17 protein-coding genes are annotated in these 19,170 nt (G+C 64.7%); 11 read left to right on the top strand and 6 right to left on the bottom strand.

What is annotated here, in order from left to right; genetic code table 11:
- Positions 1-340: 340 nt before the first annotated feature.
- Positions 341-1,123 (bottom strand): DUF2569 domain-containing protein, encoded by a 783-nt coding sequence (locus SPR01S_RS14380; RefSeq protein WP_245662024.1) that lies wholly within the window; start codon positions 1,121-1,123, stop codon positions 341-343.
- A gap of 856 nt (positions 1,124-1,979) precedes the next feature.
- Between SPR01S_RS14380 and SPR01S_RS14375 the strand changes: the two genes are divergently transcribed.
- The 10 genes from SPR01S_RS14375 (at position 1,980) to SPR01S_RS14330 (ending at position 10,610) form a co-directional block, all read left to right on the top strand.
- The gene (locus SPR01S_RS14375; RefSeq protein WP_066590536.1) at positions 1,980-2,576 is read left to right on the top strand and encodes a hypothetical protein; all 597 of its coding nucleotides are present in this window, start codon (positions 1,980-1,982) and stop codon (positions 2,574-2,576) included.
- Positions 2,577-2,703: 127 nt separating this feature from the next.
- Positions 2,704-3,294, top strand: coding sequence for a hypothetical protein (locus SPR01S_RS14370; protein ID WP_157082265.1), 591 nt, complete (start codon positions 2,704-2,706; stop codon positions 3,292-3,294).
- 22 nt (positions 3,295-3,316) lie between these two features.
- A complete protein-coding gene (locus SPR01S_RS14365) occupies positions 3,317-3,868 on the top strand; it encodes a hypothetical protein (protein ID WP_157082264.1) in 552 nt (183 codons plus the stop codon).
- A 23-nt stretch (positions 3,869-3,891) separates the two neighbouring features.
- Complete coding sequence (locus SPR01S_RS14360; RefSeq protein WP_066590533.1) at positions 3,892-4,467, top strand: hypothetical protein; 576 nt, start codon at positions 3,892-3,894, stop codon at positions 4,465-4,467.
- Between the two features lie 2 nt (positions 4,468-4,469).
- Positions 4,470-5,051 (top strand): hypothetical protein, encoded by a 582-nt coding sequence (locus SPR01S_RS14355; RefSeq protein ID WP_066590532.1) that lies wholly within the window; start codon positions 4,470-4,472, stop codon positions 5,049-5,051.
- A 1-nt stretch (position 5,052) separates the two neighbouring features.
- A complete protein-coding gene (locus tag SPR01S_RS14350; RefSeq protein ID WP_066590531.1) occupies positions 5,053-5,655 on the top strand; it encodes a hypothetical protein in 603 nt (200 codons plus the stop codon).
- On the top strand, positions 5,655-6,245 hold the full coding sequence (locus SPR01S_RS14345) for a hypothetical protein (protein WP_066590530.1): 591 nt from the start codon (positions 5,655-5,657) through the stop codon (positions 6,243-6,245). Before SPR01S_RS14350 ends, SPR01S_RS14345 begins: the two co-directional genes overlap by 1 nt.
- 45 nt (positions 6,246-6,290) lie before the next feature.
- Positions 6,291-7,022 (top strand): fimbria/pilus periplasmic chaperone, encoded by a 732-nt coding sequence (locus tag SPR01S_RS14340; RefSeq protein WP_245662022.1) that lies wholly within the window; start codon positions 6,291-6,293, stop codon positions 7,020-7,022.
- Positions 6,997-9,549 carry a fimbria/pilus outer membrane usher protein gene (locus tag SPR01S_RS14335; RefSeq protein ID WP_066590528.1) on the top strand — a complete coding sequence of 851 codons (2,553 nt, stop codon included), beginning with the start codon at positions 6,997-6,999 and terminating at the stop codon, positions 9,547-9,549. The genes SPR01S_RS14340 and SPR01S_RS14335 overlap by 26 nt, the downstream gene beginning before the upstream one ends.
- Before the next feature lie 2 nt (positions 9,550-9,551).
- Positions 9,552-10,610 carry a spore coat protein U domain-containing protein gene (locus SPR01S_RS14330; RefSeq protein WP_066590527.1) on the top strand — a complete coding sequence of 353 codons (1,059 nt, stop codon included), beginning with the start codon at positions 9,552-9,554 and terminating at the stop codon, positions 10,608-10,610.
- Here SPR01S_RS14330 and SPR01S_RS14325 read toward each other — a convergent pair.
- From SPR01S_RS14325 to SPR01S_RS14305, 5 genes are all read right to left on the bottom strand, one after another.
- Positions 10,605-11,030, bottom strand: a complete 426-nt coding sequence (locus SPR01S_RS14325; RefSeq protein ID WP_066590526.1) for a hypothetical protein — start codon at positions 11,028-11,030, stop codon at positions 10,605-10,607. The two genes, SPR01S_RS14330 and SPR01S_RS14325, sit on opposite strands and share 6 nt — an antisense overlap.
- A 219-nt stretch (positions 11,031-11,249) precedes the next feature.
- Entirely contained in the window at positions 11,250-13,139 is a 1,890-nt protein-coding gene (locus SPR01S_RS14320) for a glycoside hydrolase family 2 protein (protein WP_066590525.1), read from the bottom strand.
- Positions 13,140-13,162: 23 nt separating this feature from the next.
- The gene (gene uxuA, locus SPR01S_RS14315; RefSeq protein WP_245662020.1) at positions 13,163-14,368 is read right to left on the bottom strand and encodes a mannonate dehydratase; all 1,206 of its coding nucleotides are present in this window, start codon (positions 14,366-14,368) and stop codon (positions 13,163-13,165) included.
- A gap of 46 nt (positions 14,369-14,414) precedes the next feature.
- Positions 14,415-15,743: an alpha/beta hydrolase family protein gene (locus SPR01S_RS14310; RefSeq protein WP_066590523.1), complete on the bottom strand. Its 1,329-nt coding sequence runs from the start codon at positions 15,741-15,743 to the stop codon at positions 14,415-14,417.
- Between the two features lie 53 nt (positions 15,744-15,796).
- Positions 15,797-18,109, bottom strand: coding sequence for a TonB-dependent receptor (locus tag SPR01S_RS14305; protein WP_084251201.1), 2,313 nt, complete (start codon positions 18,107-18,109; stop codon positions 15,797-15,799).
- 186 nt (positions 18,110-18,295) lie between these two features.
- Between SPR01S_RS14305 and SPR01S_RS14300 the strand changes: the two genes are divergently transcribed.
- On the top strand, positions 18,296-19,084 hold the full coding sequence (locus tag SPR01S_RS14300; protein WP_245662019.1) for a FadR/GntR family transcriptional regulator: 789 nt from the start codon (positions 18,296-18,298) through the stop codon (positions 19,082-19,084).
- The last annotated feature ends 86 nt before the right edge of the window (positions 19,085-19,170 follow it).

Genomic DNA, 19,170 nt, shown 5'->3' with positions numbered 1-19,170 from the left:
GCCTGACGCGGGTCGTTGCCAAGGCTAAACCATGATAAACCGAGCAGAACGGAGTAGGCGATCACGGCGACCGCAATCGAGCGCATAATTGCCGACATGATGATCGCCCCCGACCGCATTTCAATAAACGTACAGGGAATCGCCTTTAAACGCGAGCCTCACTTATGATTGCGGTAAGTATCGGCGACACACCGAACGCGATCTTTCAATAGGTGGTCCGGCAAGTCGCTGGACGGTAAGCGATCGGATCGATCGATCTCAATCTAATGAACCCGCCCCATGCGCTTCCATTTTACGGATCGGCGAAGAATCGCGATAAGCGGCCGGCGCTCGACTATAGCTACGCGGGAACCCGCCACCGGTACGTCAGGTTCACCCGGCGCGACAGCAGCAGATAGGGGAGCCAGATCGCGACGCTGATCAGCACCTTCTTGAGATTGCCCTCAAGCATGTCGGCGAGCGAGGCGCTGACCGATGGCGGCAGGTTGGCGACATTGCCCATCACGCGCGCGATACAGATCTGCATCAGGATATCGATCGCCCAGACCGCGGCCAGGAAGCGCGGGAAGAGGGGGACGTGGCGCAGCGCGAGCACAAAGGCGAGGGCGTAGAGACACGACAGCAGCACCAGGTCGGCCAGCATCATCGCATAGAGCGTGCGGAACCAGTCGGGCGCCATGCCGCCCAAAGCCGGGATGCCGGTCAGGAACTCGAAGGTGCGGACGGGGACGTTGATCAGGATGCCGACCAGCAGCGAGGCCATGAACCCGGTCGCGCCGTACAACGGCATCGACCGCGCAGTTACCGCATCGACCCGGCGCCAGCGGCCGAACCGCGCCAGGCGCTGTGTCGGCTGGGCGTGGAGCGCCGTCGCCGGAAAGGCGGACAAGCCGAGCAGGACGGTGACGATCGGCGCGACGACGAGCAACAGATAGGGGAGGGCGTTGCCGAGCTCGTCGCCCGGCGTCAGGATCGGCGTCGCGGCGAACGCGACCCTGAGGCCGCAGGCAAAGCCGGCGAATAATACCCAGATCAGCATCAGCCGGGGCAACCCGACTTCGAGCTTGCAGACGAGCGCAAGGCTGCGCGCGGTCAGCGCACGGCCCGCCGGGTATTCGCTCAACGATCGCATCCGATCCCCTTTGGCTGATGACCAGAGTATCAACCGAAATCGTTGCCGTCTCGTAAAGGTTCCGCGCGGGAGTGGTCCGCTGTTCGGTTATGGTACGGGGACGGGGCGATGTTCCCCTCCCGCTTGCGCGCGCCGGGTCGGCCATGCCCCCGGCATGGCCTGAACGATGCGGGGCATCGTTCACCTGGTGCGGGGTTAGGGGAAGGCGTGTTCCTCCGACGGCGGAGCTGGCGACATGCCCTCCCCCAACGCCTCCCGCGAGCGGGAGGGGAGTGCAATCTGCATATATCCTTTGGCCAGTCGCTCCCGGCATGGCGCTGAATTGATTCTCGAACTTTGGTTCCGCGACTCGCTGCCGATTCGGAGCGGTCCGTCTCCGAGTCGGTCCGAGTCGGACATGTCGATTCCGTCCAACCCTTAACAATCTAACTTAACAAAGTAATAATCATACATGTTCTGGTAACTATATTCCAAAGCAGCGATCGGCGTTCGGATCATCCGGGCGCCAGAGGGGAGAGGCGCCTCTCAAGTACGAGTTGGACTAGTCATCGGAAACCAAAGTTATATTCGAAAAACATTTTTGATGATTTATACAATAGATTTTTCGTGGGACTTTAAGTCGAAAGTTTTGTCCCAATAATAAACAGCAAAAAAATCTGTATTAGTGAATCACTATATCCATAGTTATAGGTAAGATAACCGCTGCTATATCGTGTATTCGGCAAGTTACCTGATTTGGTTAATGAAGCGTAAAAAATTCTTCTTGCGTTTTTGCCTACTCAGTCAACAAAGAGCCATCGTTCATTTGTCCGGGAGGGGGCAGCGAACTGTGACTTGCCGGGGTTCATTGACGACGATCGTGTTGGCGATCGGCATCGCGCTGCTTCCGCAGGGCGCCGCCGCGCAAACGGTCTATGCCGACGGGCAGCCCGGCGTGGTTGGCGGCCATCGCGATCTGCCGGTGATGGTCACCGCGTCGGTCGGCGGCCATTGCGGCTTTGCCACCGGATCGGCGCCTTCGGGCACTTATTCGCAGCCGGATTTCGACGTCGTCGGTCTCAACCACGATTTCACCTTCGCGCTCGATTGCACCGGGCCGTCGCGGGTCGCGGTGGTCTCGGCCAATGGCGGGCTGCTGACCGCCGGCTCGGTGCCGAACGGCTATATCACGCTCGCGCCCTATACCGTGGCGCTCAACGTGGTCGGATCGACCGCGACGGCGACGGGGTCGTGCGCGGTCTCGACACTGACCGCGACTTCCGGCGCGCCTTGCACGTTCCGCGGACCGGTCAGCCAGTCGCAAGGCCTGCTGCTCAATTCGACGTCGGTCAATCAGCCCGGCACGTATCTCCGCGTCAGCGCCCCCGCTTATGGCGGCCCGGGCACGCTGGTCAGTGGCTCCTATTCCGACACCCTGACGGTGACGGTGAGTGCGGCATCATGAGGATGTCCGCGCAAATGACCGCTTTTCCCGCCCTCGGGGGAAACGGCCGAACTTCAACCGAGGGTGGGCGAAACCGTCCGGGGGGGCAGTGCTCGCCAACGGCAACATCTGTGAAAGGGACAGTGAAGTGAAAAAGTTGGTTCTTATGGCGCTCGGCGCCGGTTCGATGATCGCGATTGCGGCTCCTGCCGCCGCGCAGACGGTTTCAGGCGATGTGACCATCACCGGCACCGTGACCCCGAAGTGCACCGTCATCAATGGCACCGGTCCTACGACATTCGCCGCGTCGCGTGACATTGGCGAACTCGCCAAAGCCGACGGCACGCTCGAAACCAGCTCGGTGCTTGCCGGCCGCTTCGGCCTGGCCGGCGGCTCGGCGCCGACCTTCCGCGTGGTCTGCACCAGCGCCAATCCGCTGATCGCGGTCGATGCGGTTGAACTGACCACCGCCGGCACGCCGCCGAGCGGCTATACCTCGCGCATCGACTTCATCGGCTATGTCGCGCCCCGCCTGTCGAGCGGTGCCGGCACGACGGTCAGCAACGACTCCAGCACCAACGCCGCGACTCCCGCGACCGCGATCGGTGGCCGTTTCGCCGCCGACGGCAGCGACAACATCACGGTGACCGCGGACACGTTCAAGACCGCACCGGGCGCGTTGCTCGCCTCGGGCGCCTACACCGGCCACATCCTGATCAACATCACGCCGGGTACGTGAGCGATCTGACGGGAGAATGATGATGAAGACCTCGATCCTTGCCGCCGCAGCGGTCATCGCCGCCACGGCAGCCATGCCCGCCGCCGCACAGAATGCGACGGGCACCGTCACGGTCAACGGCTCGGTCGCCGACCGGTGCCAGTTCACCTTGCCGAACGACGTGATCAATGCCGGCGAGCTGTCGCTGCAGGGATCGGGGTCCACCGCGGGCAAGCTGGATCCCAGCAAGCTCGACGGCCAGACCCGTACCTTGCAGGGCTGGTGCAACGGCACCGCCGCCACGATGAGCGTGGAGGCGCAGCGCCTGGTCAACACGACCTTCACGACCACGCCGCCGGCCGGCTTCGACCGGGTGGTGAACTACACCGCGACCGCGACCGCCAACAGCGCCAACGCCACCGACACCTCGGTGACCGACGGCGCCGGCACCGCGGTTCCGGTGGGCCTGTTCACGGGTGACGTGAAGGTCACGCTGTCGGGTTCGTCGAGCCCGACCAGCGGACTGCTCGTCGCGGGTGACTATTCGGGTCAGGTCCTGGTGACGCTGACTCCGTCGGTCACCCCGGCGCCCTGACCGGTCCTGACGGAGAAGCTGCGATGAAGCGCCTCGCTCTTACCCTGCTCGCTGCGGTCGCCCTGCCGGGTATCGCGCATGCCCAGGCCACCGACACCGCGACTGCCGATGTCGGCGTCTCGGGCACGGTCGCCCGGCTGTGCACGCTCGGCACGCCGACGCCCGCGCCGGTCGATGTCGGCCAGATGGCGAACACATCGGGGGCGAGGGTCGGCAAGATCGCCGTCATCGCGCCGCGCACGGTCACCTTGCCGGGCTCGTTCTGCAACTTCGCGGGATCGGCCATCACCGTGACGGCGACCGCCCTGGTGTCGAACGACGCCAGCGCGGTCGAGCCCGGCTTTGCCAAGGCGGTCAATTACACCGCCGAGGTGACCAACTGGGCGGCGGGGTCGGCGACGGTCACCACCGCCGCCACCGCCGGGGGCGGATCGCCGACCGCATCGGCGACCGGGCCCACGCAGCCGGCGCCCAAGGTCGCCGATCTCGACGTGACCTTGTCCAATTTCACCGCACCGTCCGACTTTCTGCTCACCGCCGGCGCCTATAGCGGCCTGGTCGTGGTCAAGCTCGGACCGGTCGCTTCGGGGGGAGAGTGATCATGACGCGTAACCTGAAACGCCTGGCTATCGTGTCGGCAGCGGCGGTAGCGATCGCCTGGAGCGGCGCCGCCGCGGCCCAGACCGACGGCGTCAGCGACACCGACACCAAGAATTTCGCGGTTGTCGGCAACGTGCCCGCGATGTGCGTGGGAGGAACGATCGCCGGCACCGGCGGCACGTTCGACATGGGCGTGCTGATCGATCTCAACACCGGCCTGCTGCGCACCGATCTGGCCGCGCCGCCCAAGGTCCTGTCGGGCTCGTTCTGCAGCGCGCGCAGCACCATCACGGTCAATGCGACGCCGATGGCCGCGCAGACCTTCACCAGCACGCCGCCGACCGGCTTCTCGCGCCTCGTCGATTATACCGCTACCGCCGCCGGCTGGACGACGACACCCGCCAGCTATGCGACCAGCGCGGGCAGCAACCCTGCCGCGGTGCAGACGCGCGCGACGGCGTTCTCCGGGGACATCACCGTCTCGGTCGGCAATTTCTCGACCAATGGCGGCGCGACCCAGCGCCTGGTCGCCGACACCAATTATCAGGGCAACGTCACCGTTACGTTGGCCGTGGCGTCCTGAGATGCCACGCGGCCTCCGCCTTGAAACGGTCTTGGTCGTCGGCGGGCTCCTCGCCTGGGCATCCCCCGCATTTGCCCAGTCGACCGTGGCGACCAAGACCCTGCCGGTTACAGGCAATGCCCCGCCGGTGTGCGCGGTGGGCACGCCCCGGCTGGCGGCGGGCAACCAGATCAATTTCCGCGGGCTGAGCGGCAACACGCTGCAGATCGACCAGATGATCGATCCGACCACGCTGGCGGTCGCCGCCGCGTCGGTCGACGTGAAGTTCGATGCGGTGTGCAACTATCCGCACCGGCTGCGGCTGGAATCGCAGAATAACGGTCTGTGGCCGACCCTGCAGCGCACACAGGCGCCGGCGCCGGGCTTCGGCTCGGCGGTGCCCTATCGCGCGACGGTGATGTGGGGCGTGGTCAACGGCGTGCTCAACGCCGACGCTGTGGCGCGCCGCGTCAACGACCAGCTGTTCAATGTCGACCTGCCGACGGCGGGAGAGATCGACCTGAAGCTCAACATTGCGCCGGGCGCGTCCAATGCCCGCGACAACGCTCCGCTACCGGCCGGCGATTATGCCGACACGATGCGGATATTCGTGGAGCCGCGCTGATGCACCGCATCGCCCTCATCGTCCCGGCCTTGATCGCGACCTGCGTCGCGGCGCAGGCACAGGCGCAGACGGTCAATCCCAACGACACCGGCCAGGGACGGCTGGAGATCGCCGGGCGGGCGCCGCCGGCCTGCGTGCTCAACGCGCCGACCGCATCGGGCGGGCAGAACGCGACCTTCACCGGCATCGGCGCGACGAGCGGCGAGATCCGCATCACCGAATTCGGCGATCCGCAGACCGCGCAACCGCGCGGCGCGGCGATCAACCTGGCGCTGCCGGTGATCTGCAATTCCGCGCACAAGCTGACCGTGACCAGCGCCAATGGCGGTCTGCTGCGCGACGGCGGCAATGCGCGCAATCGCCAGTCGCCGACAGGGTTCGGCGAATTCGTCGGCTATCAGATCAGCGCGAACTGGGCAGGCCAGAGCGCCAGCGTGCAGACCATCAACAGCAACGTCCTCGCGATCGCGTCCGCCGATGGCGGCGCGGGCGACATGGGCCTGACGATCACGGTTCCGCCTGGGGGCGGGCCACTGGTCGCCGGGCGCTATGCGGACACGGTCACGGTACAATTTGAAGCAGCCTTCTAAACGACCCAGCGGGAGGGGGAAGTGAAGAGAATGAAGAGGATATTGATGAGTGCGGCCTTCGCGGCCGCCCTCGTTCTGCCACAGCAGATCGCGGTGGCAATGACGGTCCAGCCGGTCATCATCAACCTGAAGCAATCGGGCAACGGGATGACTCAGATCATCACCGTCGAGAACACGTTTGCGACGCCGTTGCCGGTCGAGCTGCGCGTGCAGGCGCTCGAGTTCGACGAGAATGGCGTCAAGGAAACGGGCAAGGATCCAGGCGACCTTCTGATCTTTCCGCCCCAGGCGCTGATCCAGCCGGGGCAGACGCAATCGTTCCGCGTCCAATATGTCGGCGATCCGGAGCTCAAGACCAGCAAGCATTATTACGTCACCGTGGCGCAGCTGCCGGTGAAGCTGCCGGCGGGCCAGTCGGCGATCCAGATCCTGTATAATTTCCAGGTCCTGGTCAGCATCGCGCCCAACGGCGCGAAGCCGGCGATCAAGGTGCAGAGCGCGGAGATCGGGCACAATCCGGCGGGCAAGCCGATTCCGCTGGTCACGCTGACCAACGCGTCGGCCGCTTACGGCTATCTGTCCGAAGGACGGCTGCGGATCGTCGAAAAGGACGCGGCGGGCAAGGAAGTGTTCCGGCGCACATTGTCGGGTCCGGAAACGCAGCAGACCATTGGGTTCGGTTTGGTGGGGGCCAACCAGACGCGGCGCATGTCGCTGCCGATTGAGTTGCCCGTGGATGGGGGCAGCGTCGATGTCAGCTTCACGCCCGACGGCTAAGCGGCTCACCAGCCGCGTGATCGGCCTGATGCTCGCGAGCGCGAGCATCGGCGGGCTGTGCGCCCCGGCGCGCGCCAATAGCGACAACCAGCAAGGCGTCGTGCCGCAAGCGCAGGAGCGGCGCGTCACGATCGACGCGCCGACCGCACCGACCGATCAACCGCAAACCAACCTCAACCCGACCGGGCGCGACATCGTTCTGACGGTGCCGGTGAAGGACGGCGGAACGTATCTCGGCGACATGCCGCTGACGATCACCGCCGCGGGCAAGCTGGAATTTCCGGCGCAGCGCCTGCTCGACTTGCTGTCGAACGTCCTCAACCAGCAATCCTTTACCGCGATCCAGTCGGCCCTGTCGACCAAGGCGGTGCTGACTCCGGCCGATTTCGACGCGGCCGGCGTCGGCATCCGCTACAATCCGCAGACGCTCGAGCTTAACCTGACGATCGCTGCGGAACGCCGCGCGTCGCGGTCGCTGACGGTCAGCCCGCTCGACCGCAACCGGGTCGGCAGCTTCGCCGCGCCGGCGGATTGGAGCGCCTATCTCAACATCCGCGGCTCGGAAGATTATATCCACGCCGGCGGCCAAAAGGGTTTCGCTTCGCCGATCTTCTCGCTCGACGGCGCGACGCGGATAGGCGGCGTGGTCGCCGAGGGCGAAGCGATCTGGCAGCCCGGATCGAACGGCGTCGATTTCCAGCGGCTGGGGTCGCGGCTCGTCTATGACGACGAGAAGAACCTGGTGCGGTGGACGGCGGGCGACTTGCAGACCGTCTCGCGCGGGTTCCAGTCGGCGCCCGACATCGCCGGCATCTCGATCTTCCGGTCGTACAGCGTACTGCAACCGCAGCAGCTGGTCCGCCCGCGCGGCGACCGCAGCTTCCAGCTCAGCCGTCCGTCGACCGTCGAGGTCCAGGTCAACGGCCAGATCGTCCGGCGCCTGCAGCTCGCGCCGGGCACCTATAACCTGCGCGATTTCCCCTTCACCCAGGGAGCGAACGACATCCGCTTGTCGGTGATCGACGATACCGGGCGCACGGACCTGCTGCGGTTCAACCTGTTCCTCGACCAGTCGCAGCTGGCCAAGGGACTGAGCGAATTCGGCCTCTATGCCGGCGTGCTCAATCCGCTCGGGCTTCACGGCCCGCATTACACCGACCAATTTGCCTTCACCGGCTTCTATCGCCGCGGCATCAGCGACTTCCTGACCCTGGGCGTCAACGCCCAGGCCGACAAGCACACCCAGATGGGCGGCGTGGAAGCGGTGGTGGCAACTCCGTTCGGCACCTTTGCCGGCAATTTCTCGCTGTCGAACATCAAGGGCTCGCACACCGGCCATGCCGCGACGCTGACCTTTCAACGGCTGATCAACCGCTCCAGCGGGCAAGCGGATTCGCTCAACCTGTTCGTCGAGACGCGCAGCCGATACTTTGCCCCCGTCGGGGTGCTGGTGCCCGACAACCAGTTCCAGTTCGAAGTGGGCGGCGGCTATTCGCACACGTTCAACGAGCGGCTCTATGCCGGGTTCGACGGGCGCTTCTCCAAGGGCCGCGGCGCTCAACGCGACCTGCAGACCTATCGCCTCACTACCGGTTACCGGATCTCCTCGACCGCGACGGTTACGGCCGATGCGCGCTGGGAACGCGACAATTTCGGGTCGCGGTTCGGCGGGCTGGTCTCGCTGGTCATCCGGCTTGGTCGCTATTCCACCGCACGCGCCGATTACGATAGCCGTGGCAACCGGATACGGACATCGTTCCAGACGCTCTATGGACAGGGGGTCGGATCGTACAACATGACCGCCGATGTCGAACGCAGCGATGCCGGGTCGGGGATCAACTTCACCGGCAATTACTACACCAACCGCGCCGAATTGGGCATCAGCCATTTCGGGACGTTCCAGGATACGTTCGGCAGCGTCACGTCGCAGCGCACGTCGTTCCGCTTCGGCACCTCGCTGGCGATCGCCGACGGCGCCTTCTCGGTCGGACGGCCGATCTACGACAGCTTCGCGATCGTCACGCCGTACAAGAAGCTCGACGGCACCAACATCGTCGTCTCGCCATCGCCATTCGGCTATACCGCGAACAGCGGCGCGCTGAGGGCCGGCACCGAGCCGAGCCTGAGCTCCTATGCCGAACGCACGATCGCGGTCGACGCGCCCAATGCGAAACCGGGCGTCGATCTGGGGCAGGGGTCGTTCCGATTGCTGCCGCCGTACCGGAGCGGTTACAGACTCGTGGTTGGATCGGCCTATTCGGTGACCGCGATCGGTCGCCTGCTCGACATTGACGGCGAGCCCGTCTCACTGGTCAGCGGCACCGCGGTCGAAGTCGCGCATCCCGAACGCACGCCGATCACGGTGTTCACCAACCGCGAAGGCCGGTTCGGCATCGGCGGGCTGGCGCCGGGCAAATGGCGCATCACTATGCTCGACGACAAGAAGTCGGTCTTCGAAATCACCATTCCCGGCAACGCGGACGGACTTGTCCGCGTCGACGAACTCAAAGCGGTCAAAGGGCAGTAAGTATGGCCTTGTCTCTGTTTCGACACGCACTTTTGGCGCTGGCAGTCGCCGCCGGGGTATTGCCCGGCGCGGCTCTCGCCGCCGGAAAATGCGGGCTCACCACCGTCAGCGGCGGTACGGCCAATCTGACCTATGATCCGTTCAACGGGACCACGACCTCGATCAACCTGACCGGCGTCACGCTGTCGCGCGTCAATGGAGCGGGGGGTGAGAAGACCGCGAACATCGAATTCTACGTCAAGGGGACGACCGCAGCGCAGAACGGCACCGTGCTGATCCCGATCAGCGCGACGGGATCGGGATCGGGCGGCCCGACCGGCAGTAATATCTTCTTCGGCACCAACCAGACTCCGCCGATCCTCAACATCAACGCTGGCAGTCCGGCGCCTGGCGTCTTCCGCTGGGCATTTACCGGCAACAACGCGGCGTCCGATGTCTTCACGCTCAACCTGACGCTGCAATTGCCTGCGAACCTCAATCTGAACGCCGGGTCCACATTGCCGTTCGATATCGTGTACAGCTGCAACGGCACCGGCGGTGGCGGCCCGTTCACCGATACCGGCACGGTCAGCAACGCGATCGTAGTCAATGTGATCGTGCTGAGCGGCCTGCAGGCGAGCTATGTCGGGACCAATCTCGACTTCGGCGAAGTCGGCAACCTGACCACCGCGCAAGTCCTGGCCGCGCCGGCGACCTATACGACGCCGACCACCAATTATATCCGCGTCGCCAGCTCGGGCCCGTACAAGGTCGATGTCGTCTCGCAGAACAATTACAAGCTGACCTTCGCGGGCGGCTCGCTGGCGAACGCCAACCAGACGCTCGCCTATAAGGGCCTGTTCCTGGGCCAGGCGAGGACGACCGCCAGCCCGACCTTCACGACGGTCACCTGCGTCCGCGCCGGCACCGACGCGGCGGCTGGCATCCTGCCGATCCGGGCGACCTTGCTCGAAGGCGGGCAGGGCAAGACGCCCGCCTCGGTCTATAGCGACACCATCACCGTCACGGTGACACCGCTATTGTCGACGGTGCCATCGCAACAGAATTGTCCCGCCTTATAGCGCGACGATCCGGAACGAGATCGTGCCCGGCTCGACACCCTTCGGCAAATCCAGCGAAACCGCGTGGGCAGCAATGCCCGCGCGGTTCGACTTGGTCACGCGGGTGGTGCCGTCCTTGCCGAGTGGCACTTTCTGGCCGTCGACCAACAGGCTCGCTTTGGCCATGTTCGCCGAATAATCGGCATAGACTTCATAGCCGTTGGGGTTGTTGCAGAACTCGTTGAGCGAACCGAGCGATACCTGGCCGCCCTGGGCGGGGACCATCGCCGCGTCGACCGTGGCACGACACACCACCGGCACGAAGCCGCTGATGCCGATCGTGTATTGGGCCGAATTGACCGATACACGGGGATCGACCGCCTGGGCGGCTGGGGATGCGACCGCGAAAGCCGCGACTAAAGCAATACAAACGTTCTTCATATCGGCATCCTTGGGTAGAAACGCGAGGATGCTTATGACGAAGACGTGTGAACATGCGGTCGTCCGGCGTGGTAAAGACGCGGATAACCTTTGGCGTGGTCTTTCCGGATGCCGCGAGAAGGAAGCGGGCAACGAATAGGCCGCCACCGACCGGTCCGAATTGGAACGGGGCCGGCCTATCCGCTTGCTTGGCTGTTTCGCGGCTTGCGGGGCAGACCTTCAGCGTTCCTTGCTCTGGTAATAGCTCGCCAGCACGCCAAACGCCTGTTTGCGCTGGCCGGTTTCGGAAATCAGGCCCTTGCGGTTCCAACCTTGCTGGAAGTCCGGATTCTGCCGCCGTGGCGAGCGGAAGTCCTTCAGGATCCACGGTGACATGCCGCGCAGCGTTGGGATGCGGTCGACCATGCCGAGTGTCTTGCGATAGAACTCAGCTTGATATTCCTCGGAGAACTTCTCCGGCATGCCGCGCAGATCGTGGAAGCCCGCTTTGGCGTCGGCGCCGAATTCGGAGAAGATCAGCGGCTTGTTCGCGGGCACGCGGAACGAGAAGCTGGCCAGGTCGTCGAGCCGATCGGGCGTGTACCAGCCGAAATAAGTGTTGATCGCGACCACATCCAGCGCATCGGCGAGCGGGTCCGCCATGGCGATGATCGGCTTGCCGTCGGGCCCTTGCGATCGCTCGGTCAACAGCGCCGCGCTGACCAGTCGCGTGCCGTCGAGCTTGCGCACGTCGCTGACCAGGGTGCGCAGGAAAGTGTTGCGCGCATCGGTCACCGGGGTTTCATTGGCGACGCTCCAGATCGCGATCGAGGCGCGGTTGCGGTCGCGGATGATGTTCTCCGCGATCATGTTGCGCGCGGTCGCCAGCGTATCGGGATTGCTCCACGCGACGCGCCAATAGACCGGCACTTCGCTCCACACGATGATCCCCATTTCGTCGGCCAGCCGGGTCATCACCTCGGAATGCGGGTAATGGGCAAGGCGGACATAATTGCCGTGCAAACCGTCCTTGATCTCGCTGAGCAAGGCGCGTGCCGCGGCGGGAGTCATCGCGCGGGTCGGGTCGGTACCGAGCTCCTCCTCGTGTAGCGAGATGCCGCGCAGGAAGATCGGCTTGCCGTTGAGCAGGATATCGGGGCCGCGCACTTCGATCGTGCGGAATCCGACCCGGTCACGCCATTGGTCGTCACCCGCGGCGATCGTGACGTCATAGAGTTTGGGCTGTTCGGGCGACCAGCGGATCAGCGCCCGGGGGGCGGCGACCGTCGCGCGCCAATTGCCTTGTGCATCGGTAGTGCCGGCGAGGTCGACCCCGAGCGCCGCGATCTCCAGCCGGATGGCGTGATTGCCTGCCTGGGTGCCGTCGAGATGCGCGTCGACTGCGAGTTGGCCGTCACGGGTCAACCGCACCCAGGCATCATCGACATAGGTATCGGGAGTCGAGATCAGCCGGATTGGCCGGGTGATCCCGCCATAATTCTCCCAATCGGTGACCGGCGGCGGCACGGTTGCTTCGGTCGCCTGCGAATCCACCCCGACCGTGATCTGGTTGTCGCCGGCACGCAGCAATTTTGTCACCTCGAACGCGAACGGGGTGAAGCCGCCTTCGTGCCGCCCGACGGGCTTGCCGTTGAGATAGACGACGGTCGCATAATTGGCCGCGCCGAAGCGTAGGAAATAGCGGCCCTTGCGCGATGCCGGCGTCGGGAAGGTCCGCTGATACCACATCAGACCCTGGTAATAACGCAACTCGGGCGCTTCGGTCAGCCAGGACGAGGGCAGGGTGGTGACGGGCGAGCGCGCGAGATCGAACTCGTACATTGCGCGATTGTCGTCTTTCATCGCCTTGGCGACATCGAGGTCGAGATAGCGCTGCTGGCTCTCGCCCGGCGCTTCGCCGTGAAAGCCGGCAAGGCCGGCTCGGAAGGGATCGACCGAATAATGCCACGGCCCCGACAGATCGAGTCCGTCGCGCATATCGGCCGAGACGAGCAGCGGCCCGGTCTCGACCGTCGCCAGCGGCAGTGTGGGAGGGGCGGCCTGCTGCGCCACCGCGGGCGCCGCGCAGACCATCGCCGCGGCGATCAGTCGCCGGATCATCTTTGCCATCTGCACGTTCCGCTCTCCCGTTTTCAGTCTGTCGTCGTGTCGTTGCCGCGCGCGAACGCGATGCCGCGTTCGAGCCCGCGAAGCTCGGCCAGCCCGCGCAGGCGCCCGAGCAGCGAGTAGCCGGGGTTGGTCCGCTTAGTGAGGTCGTCGAGCATCTGATGGCCGTGGTCGGGGCGCATCGGAATCGAGCGGCCGCTCCGGTATTGTAGCGCGTGCACCGCGCCGACGATCGCCGTCATGTTGGCGTCGCCCTCGAGATGCGCTGCCTCGTGAAACGCGCCGTTGGTCTCTCGCTGCACCGAACGCAGATGCAGGAAGCCGATACGGTCGCCGAGCCGCTCGACCATTCCGGGAAGATCGTTGTCCGGCCGCACGCCGAACGACCCGGCGCAGAAGCAAAGTCCGTTTGATCGGTTCGGTACGCGCGCGAAGAGATCGGTGACGTCCGCCTCGGTGCTCACGACGCGCGGCAGGCCGAACATCGGAAAGGGCGGGTCGTCCGGGTGGACGACGAGCCGAATGCCCAGCTCGTCGGCGACCGGGCAAACCGCTTCGAGAAAGGCGACATGGTTTTCGCGCAGGCGGTCGGGGCCGATATCGGCGTAGCTCTGGATCGCCGCCAGGAATTCGGTCGCGGTGAAGCTTTCCTCGCTCCCCGGCAATCCGGCGATGATCGTCTGCGCCAACATGGCGCGAGCGCTGTCGTCCATTGCCTGGAACCGGCGCGCCGCCGCCTCGACCATGCCCGGTGCATAATCCTGTTCGGCGCCGGGGCGCCGCAGGATGTGGAGGTCGTATACGGCGACCGCCTCGAGCTCGAAACGCAGGGCCAGCGCGCCGTCGGGCATCGGCCAGGCCAGATCGGTCCGCGTCCAGTCGAGCACCGGCATGAAATTATAGGTGACGACGTCGATCCCGCACGCAGCCAGGTTGCGCAGGCTTTCGCGATATTGCTCGATCAACCGATCGTAATCGCGCGCCCGGGTCTTGATCCCCTCGTGCACGGGCAGACTCTCAACCACGGTCCAGCCGAGCCCGGCTTGCTCGATCATGCGCTTGCGCGCGGCGATCGCGTCGCGTGGCCAGACTTCTCCATTGGCTGTATCGTGCAAAGCGGTCACGACTTCGGTCGCGCCCGCCTGGCGGATATCGCGTAGCGACACGGGGTCGTCGGGTCCGAACCAGCGCATCGTCTGCGTCATGAACATCGTCGGTAACTGCTCCTGCATGTTGGCGTCGACCGATGGGCGCCGCCGGGCTGTTGCTTGGTATTGCCTATTCGGCGGGTTTGAATTCGAACGACATTCCCGATGCCTTGTTCGGTTGGAATCCCTTCCACAATGTCGCGGCGGGCGGTCCTGGACTGTATCCAGCATAGCGCCCGGGCGGTGCTCCCGTCCAAATTCCATCGTCGGAATTGGGTGTCAGCCCGTCGATATAAGCTGCCTTGGCGGCATCGTCCTTGACGTAGCGATCGAGGAAAGCGGTGATGAAATGCGTCTCGATCGCCATCAACCGGTCCTTGCGCCACACCGCATCCTCGAACCAGTCGATATCCCAGAAAGAGCCGCGCATTTCGGCCGGCGCGCCGATCAGCGCGATGCTGTGCGCCGCTTCGCGGAACGTCAGCAGATAGCGGGGCGCGTGCGCCTCCTGCTCGAACAATGTCCGTACGCCGGGGTTGTAGCCGACGACATGGTCCTGGCTGCCGACGATGAACAATGTCGGCGCGCGGATCGCGGCGACGCCGGGGTTAGCCCACAAATTGGTGCCGCGAAGCGTGCCGGGCGGCGAGATCGCGACCACCGCTTTCAACCCGGCGACCTTGAGTTCGCCTGCTTTGGGTCCGGTCGCGACATAAGGCGCGAGCACATTGCGCGTCGCGCCCGCCAGGCCCGGGTCGAGCGGCGCGCCCGCGGCGGTGAGCACGCCATAGCCACCCATCGAATAGCCGATCAGCACCGTGCGGTCGGCGTCGGCGGTCGCGAATGGTCCAAGCCCCGCTCGGGCGCGGCGCTGCGCCTCGGCGGCGACGAAGGCGATGTCGAGCGGCCGCCGGGCGAGTGGCCCGGCCGCCGCCGCCGCGGTGCGGATGGTGATCGGCGGATCGCGAAAGTCCGGGGCGACGACGACATAGCCCTTGCTGGCGAGATTCTCGCCCAGCCAGGACAGCACCACGGGGGTGTTGCTGTAGCCGTGTGCGAGGATGACGAGCGGAAATCGACCCTGGGCAGCCCGCGCGCTGGGCGACGCGATGCCGGCGACGGAGAAGGACACGTCCTTGCCGTTCTCTCCCGGTAACGCCGAACGGTAGGTCGTTCCCTTTCCCGGAGTGGCGGCCGGATACCAGATCTTGAGTGCCAGATGCCGGTCTATGATCGCCGGTCGATCCTGGCCCTGGAGCGGGTCGGCCTGACTGGGCTGGACGAACTCGATATCGGCGACGCCGACCGGATGTGGGCCGAGCGCAGCGAGTTCGGGCGCATCCACTCCCGGCCTCGCCGGTGCATCTTGGGCCAACGCATTTTGGGCCGGCGCGGCTGCCGCAGCGAAGAGCGCTACGGCACTTGCCATCGCCACGGGCAGCGTAAAACGAACTATCATGCCGCTCCCAATTCCACTCGAAGCGGCGGGGCAGTACGCGCCCCGCCTCGCCATCAGAAGTTCACGCCGAGCCGCAGCCCGCCATAGCGGCGAAAGTCACGCGGCAGCAGCGCCTGTGTCGCGACCTTGTTGCCGAAATTGCCCGCCGTGTTGACCAGCGCCGGATAATATTGAACGTCGAACAGGTTGTTGACGAACGCGACGATTTCCCACTTGCGGTCCTTGTCGCGCACGCCGAGGCCAGCATTGACGATGCTATAGGCCTTTTGGAACGTCTGGGGGTCTTCGGCGACATAATAGACGCTGCTCTGATATTGCCAGTTTGCCTGCGCGACTCCCTTGAGATTGCCGCCCAGCGACGGGGAATAATCGGCGCCAAGGGAGAATTTCCATTTAGGCGCTTGAACGGCGCGGGCGCCGGTCAGGTTTTGATAGGTGGGCGATGTCGGCGGAAGGCAAGTAACCGGGATTTGCTGCAGCGGATAACATTGAGCAACCGGATACGACGTATATTTGGCGTCAAGATAGGCGACAGACCCCGTGAGATTGAAGTCGTCGCCAAGCCGCGCTGAACTGTCGACTTCGACACCCTTGGTGTTGAGGCCACCGACGTTGGTCAGGCGAAAATTCTGAGTTCCGCCGACAGTCTCGATCGTCTGTGCCTGCAGGTTTTTGTAATTGGTATCGAAATAGGTGAGGTTGAAGGTCACGCGCCGGTCGAGAAACTGCGTACGCACGCCGATTTCCTTGTCGCGCGACCGTTCAGGTTTGATCGGGCCTGCATCGGCGCGCGCCTGGTTGAAGCCGGTAGTGAGATCGTATGTCTGGCCCTTGTATCCCGTCGAATAGGTGGCGAAGAACATCAGATCAGGCGTGACTTCGTAACGGCCGCTGATCCGGTAGGTGCCGGCGGTATCGGAGGCGCTACCGGCAAAGAATTGTGAGCCCACGGGTGCGCGATTGTCCTGGAAGGTATAGGACACCTTCTCGTTCTGGACGCGGCCACCGGCCGTCAGGGTGAGGTGCGGCACGATCTCCCAGTCGATCTGGGCAAAGCCGGCGATCTGCTCCGATTTCGACGTCGCATACCAATCGGCCGGCGCGAAATAGGGCCCGCGCATGAACGGGCGCTCGAACTTCACGTTCGCATAATAGGCGCCGAGCGTATAGCGGAACGGCTTGGCGCTCGACGAGAGCAGGCGGACTTCCTGGGTGAACAGCTGCGACCGGAATGCCCCGACCTGGATGTTGCTACCGATCGTGGCGGTCGACGAAGTGTCGTCATGGTCGAGATAGTCGTCGAGGCGGAACTTGTCATAGGAGGTGAGCGACACGAGCGTCATGTCGCCCAGCCCGATTTCTCCACGTAGGGAGGCGCCGCCGCCCTGGTATTTTGTGCGCGAATTGTAATTGTTGCTGATGTCCTGATTGTCCGGGCCGATCGTTACGCCGGGCATCGTCACCGCCTGGGTCTGGCCTGGCGTGGCGCGGAGCAACGCCGCCGGGTCCATGCGGATGAACGGGCGTCCGACCGTGGTGTTGCCGTTGAGGTAATTGCCCGACAGGGTGAGGGTGACGTTCGACGCCGGCTCCCAGCGAAGTTTGCCGCGGGTATTGAACGCCTCACGCCCGTTCACTTTCTTGCCATTGAACAGGTTGCGGACATTGCCATCCCAATTCGAATAGCTGGCCGACAGGACATAGCCGAGTTGCGAATTGATCGGGCCGGAAACGCTGAAATTGCCGCCATATTCGCTGTCGGTGGTGCCCATCACGTTGAATCGGGCGTGGAACGTGTCGGTGGGCTGGCGCGTGATGATGTTGATCAGGCCGGCCGAGGCCGACTTGCCGTAGAGCGTGCTCTGCGGGCCGCGCAGCACTTCGATCCGTTCGACATCGGGCAGGTCGGTAAAGGCACGCGCCTGGAACGCGAGCGGGACTTCGTCGACCAGCACCGCGACACTCGGCTCGACGCCGATGCCGAACGCGAAGGTGCCGACGCCGCGCAGCGAGACATTGGCGTTGACCGGATGTTCGGCCGGGCGGACCGTCAGCGATGGCGCGATCTTGCCGAGATCCTGGAACTGGGTGACGCCGGAAGCCTTGAGCTGGGCCTCGCTGACCACGGAGACGGCCAGCGGCACCTTCTGGATATTTTCCGAGCGCTTCTGGGCGGTGATGATGATGTCGCCGGGAACGGGCTGGTTCGTCTCGGCAGTTGCAGGGCTGTTCTGGGGTGCAGCCGCGTCCGGCGCGCTCTGGCCGGGATCGGCCGGTTTGTCCGCTCGAGCCAGTGCCGGCGTCGCGCAGAGCGCGAGCGACAGGGCCAGCGCCCCCTGTCCGACAGATGCATGCAATCCGATCATCCTACCCTCTCCGATGTCGTGCACCGGGTCTTTTCGCCGATGCTTCGGCGGTTCGACTAGCAAATGGTCTGACCAAATGCAAGGATTGCCTGACAATCGTTCGTCAGACCACCTTACCAAAGAAGGTCGCTGTTGCTGCTGCGTGCGGGCTTTGGTAAGTATCAACCGGTTATGTCGACACAGAGATTGATCAGGCCAGTTACCAAGCAAACCGGGATCGCGTCGCAGCCTGACGGGCGTAAGCTTTATCAGCAGGTCGCCGCGTCCGTCGCGGAGGCGATCCAGCGCGGGGACTTCTCGCCGGGCCAGCGCATTCCGTCGGAACGCGAGCTAGCCGACGAATACAAGGTCAGCCGCCCGACGATCCGGGAGGCGATGATCGCGCTCGAAGTCATCGGCATCGTGCGGTCGCGCCACGGTTCGGGAATCTTCGTCGTCGACAATCCGCCGCTCGACACGCCGATGATCGGGCTCGATATCGGCGCGTTCGAGCTGACCGAGGCGCGCCGCCTGTTCGAAGGCGAGGCGGCGGCGCTCGCCGCGGTGTCGATCACCGACGAGGAGATCGCCGCGCTCGAAGTCCTGATCGGCGACATGGAGCGCGAGAACGAGGAAAATGTCAGCGGCGAACATGCCGACCGCGAATTCCACCTGGCGATCGCACGGGCCACGCGCAATTCGGCGGTGGTCGACGTGGTCGAATCGCTGTGGGATGCGCGAACCCGTTCGCCACTCTGCCAGCATATGCTCGAACGCGCGCGCAGCGTCGGCGTGGTACCGCGGATCGACGAGCATCAGACGATCCTGGCGGCGCTGCGCGAGCGCAACTCCAAGGCGGCGCGCAAGGCGATGCGTGACCATCTCGCGCGCGTGATCGACGGGCTGCTCAAGGCGACCGAGAGCGATGCGTTCGAACGCGCCCGCGCCGAGGTGGAGGCCAGGCGTACCGATCTGGCGCGCCGCGTCGCGATCTGAGATCCGGGCTGCGCTGGGTTCCTATTCCTGAAGCGGGTGAATTTGACCTGATCCGTTCACCCTCACCCTTCCCACCGGCTGAGGCG

Source organism: Sphingomonas pruni NBRC 15498 (assembly GCF_001598455.1).
Classification (GTDB): Bacteria; Pseudomonadota; Alphaproteobacteria; order Sphingomonadales; family Sphingomonadaceae; genus Sphingomonas; species Sphingomonas pruni.
Note: the sequence above shows the minus strand (reverse complement) of the source record. Positions and strands in the feature narration are given on the sequence as shown.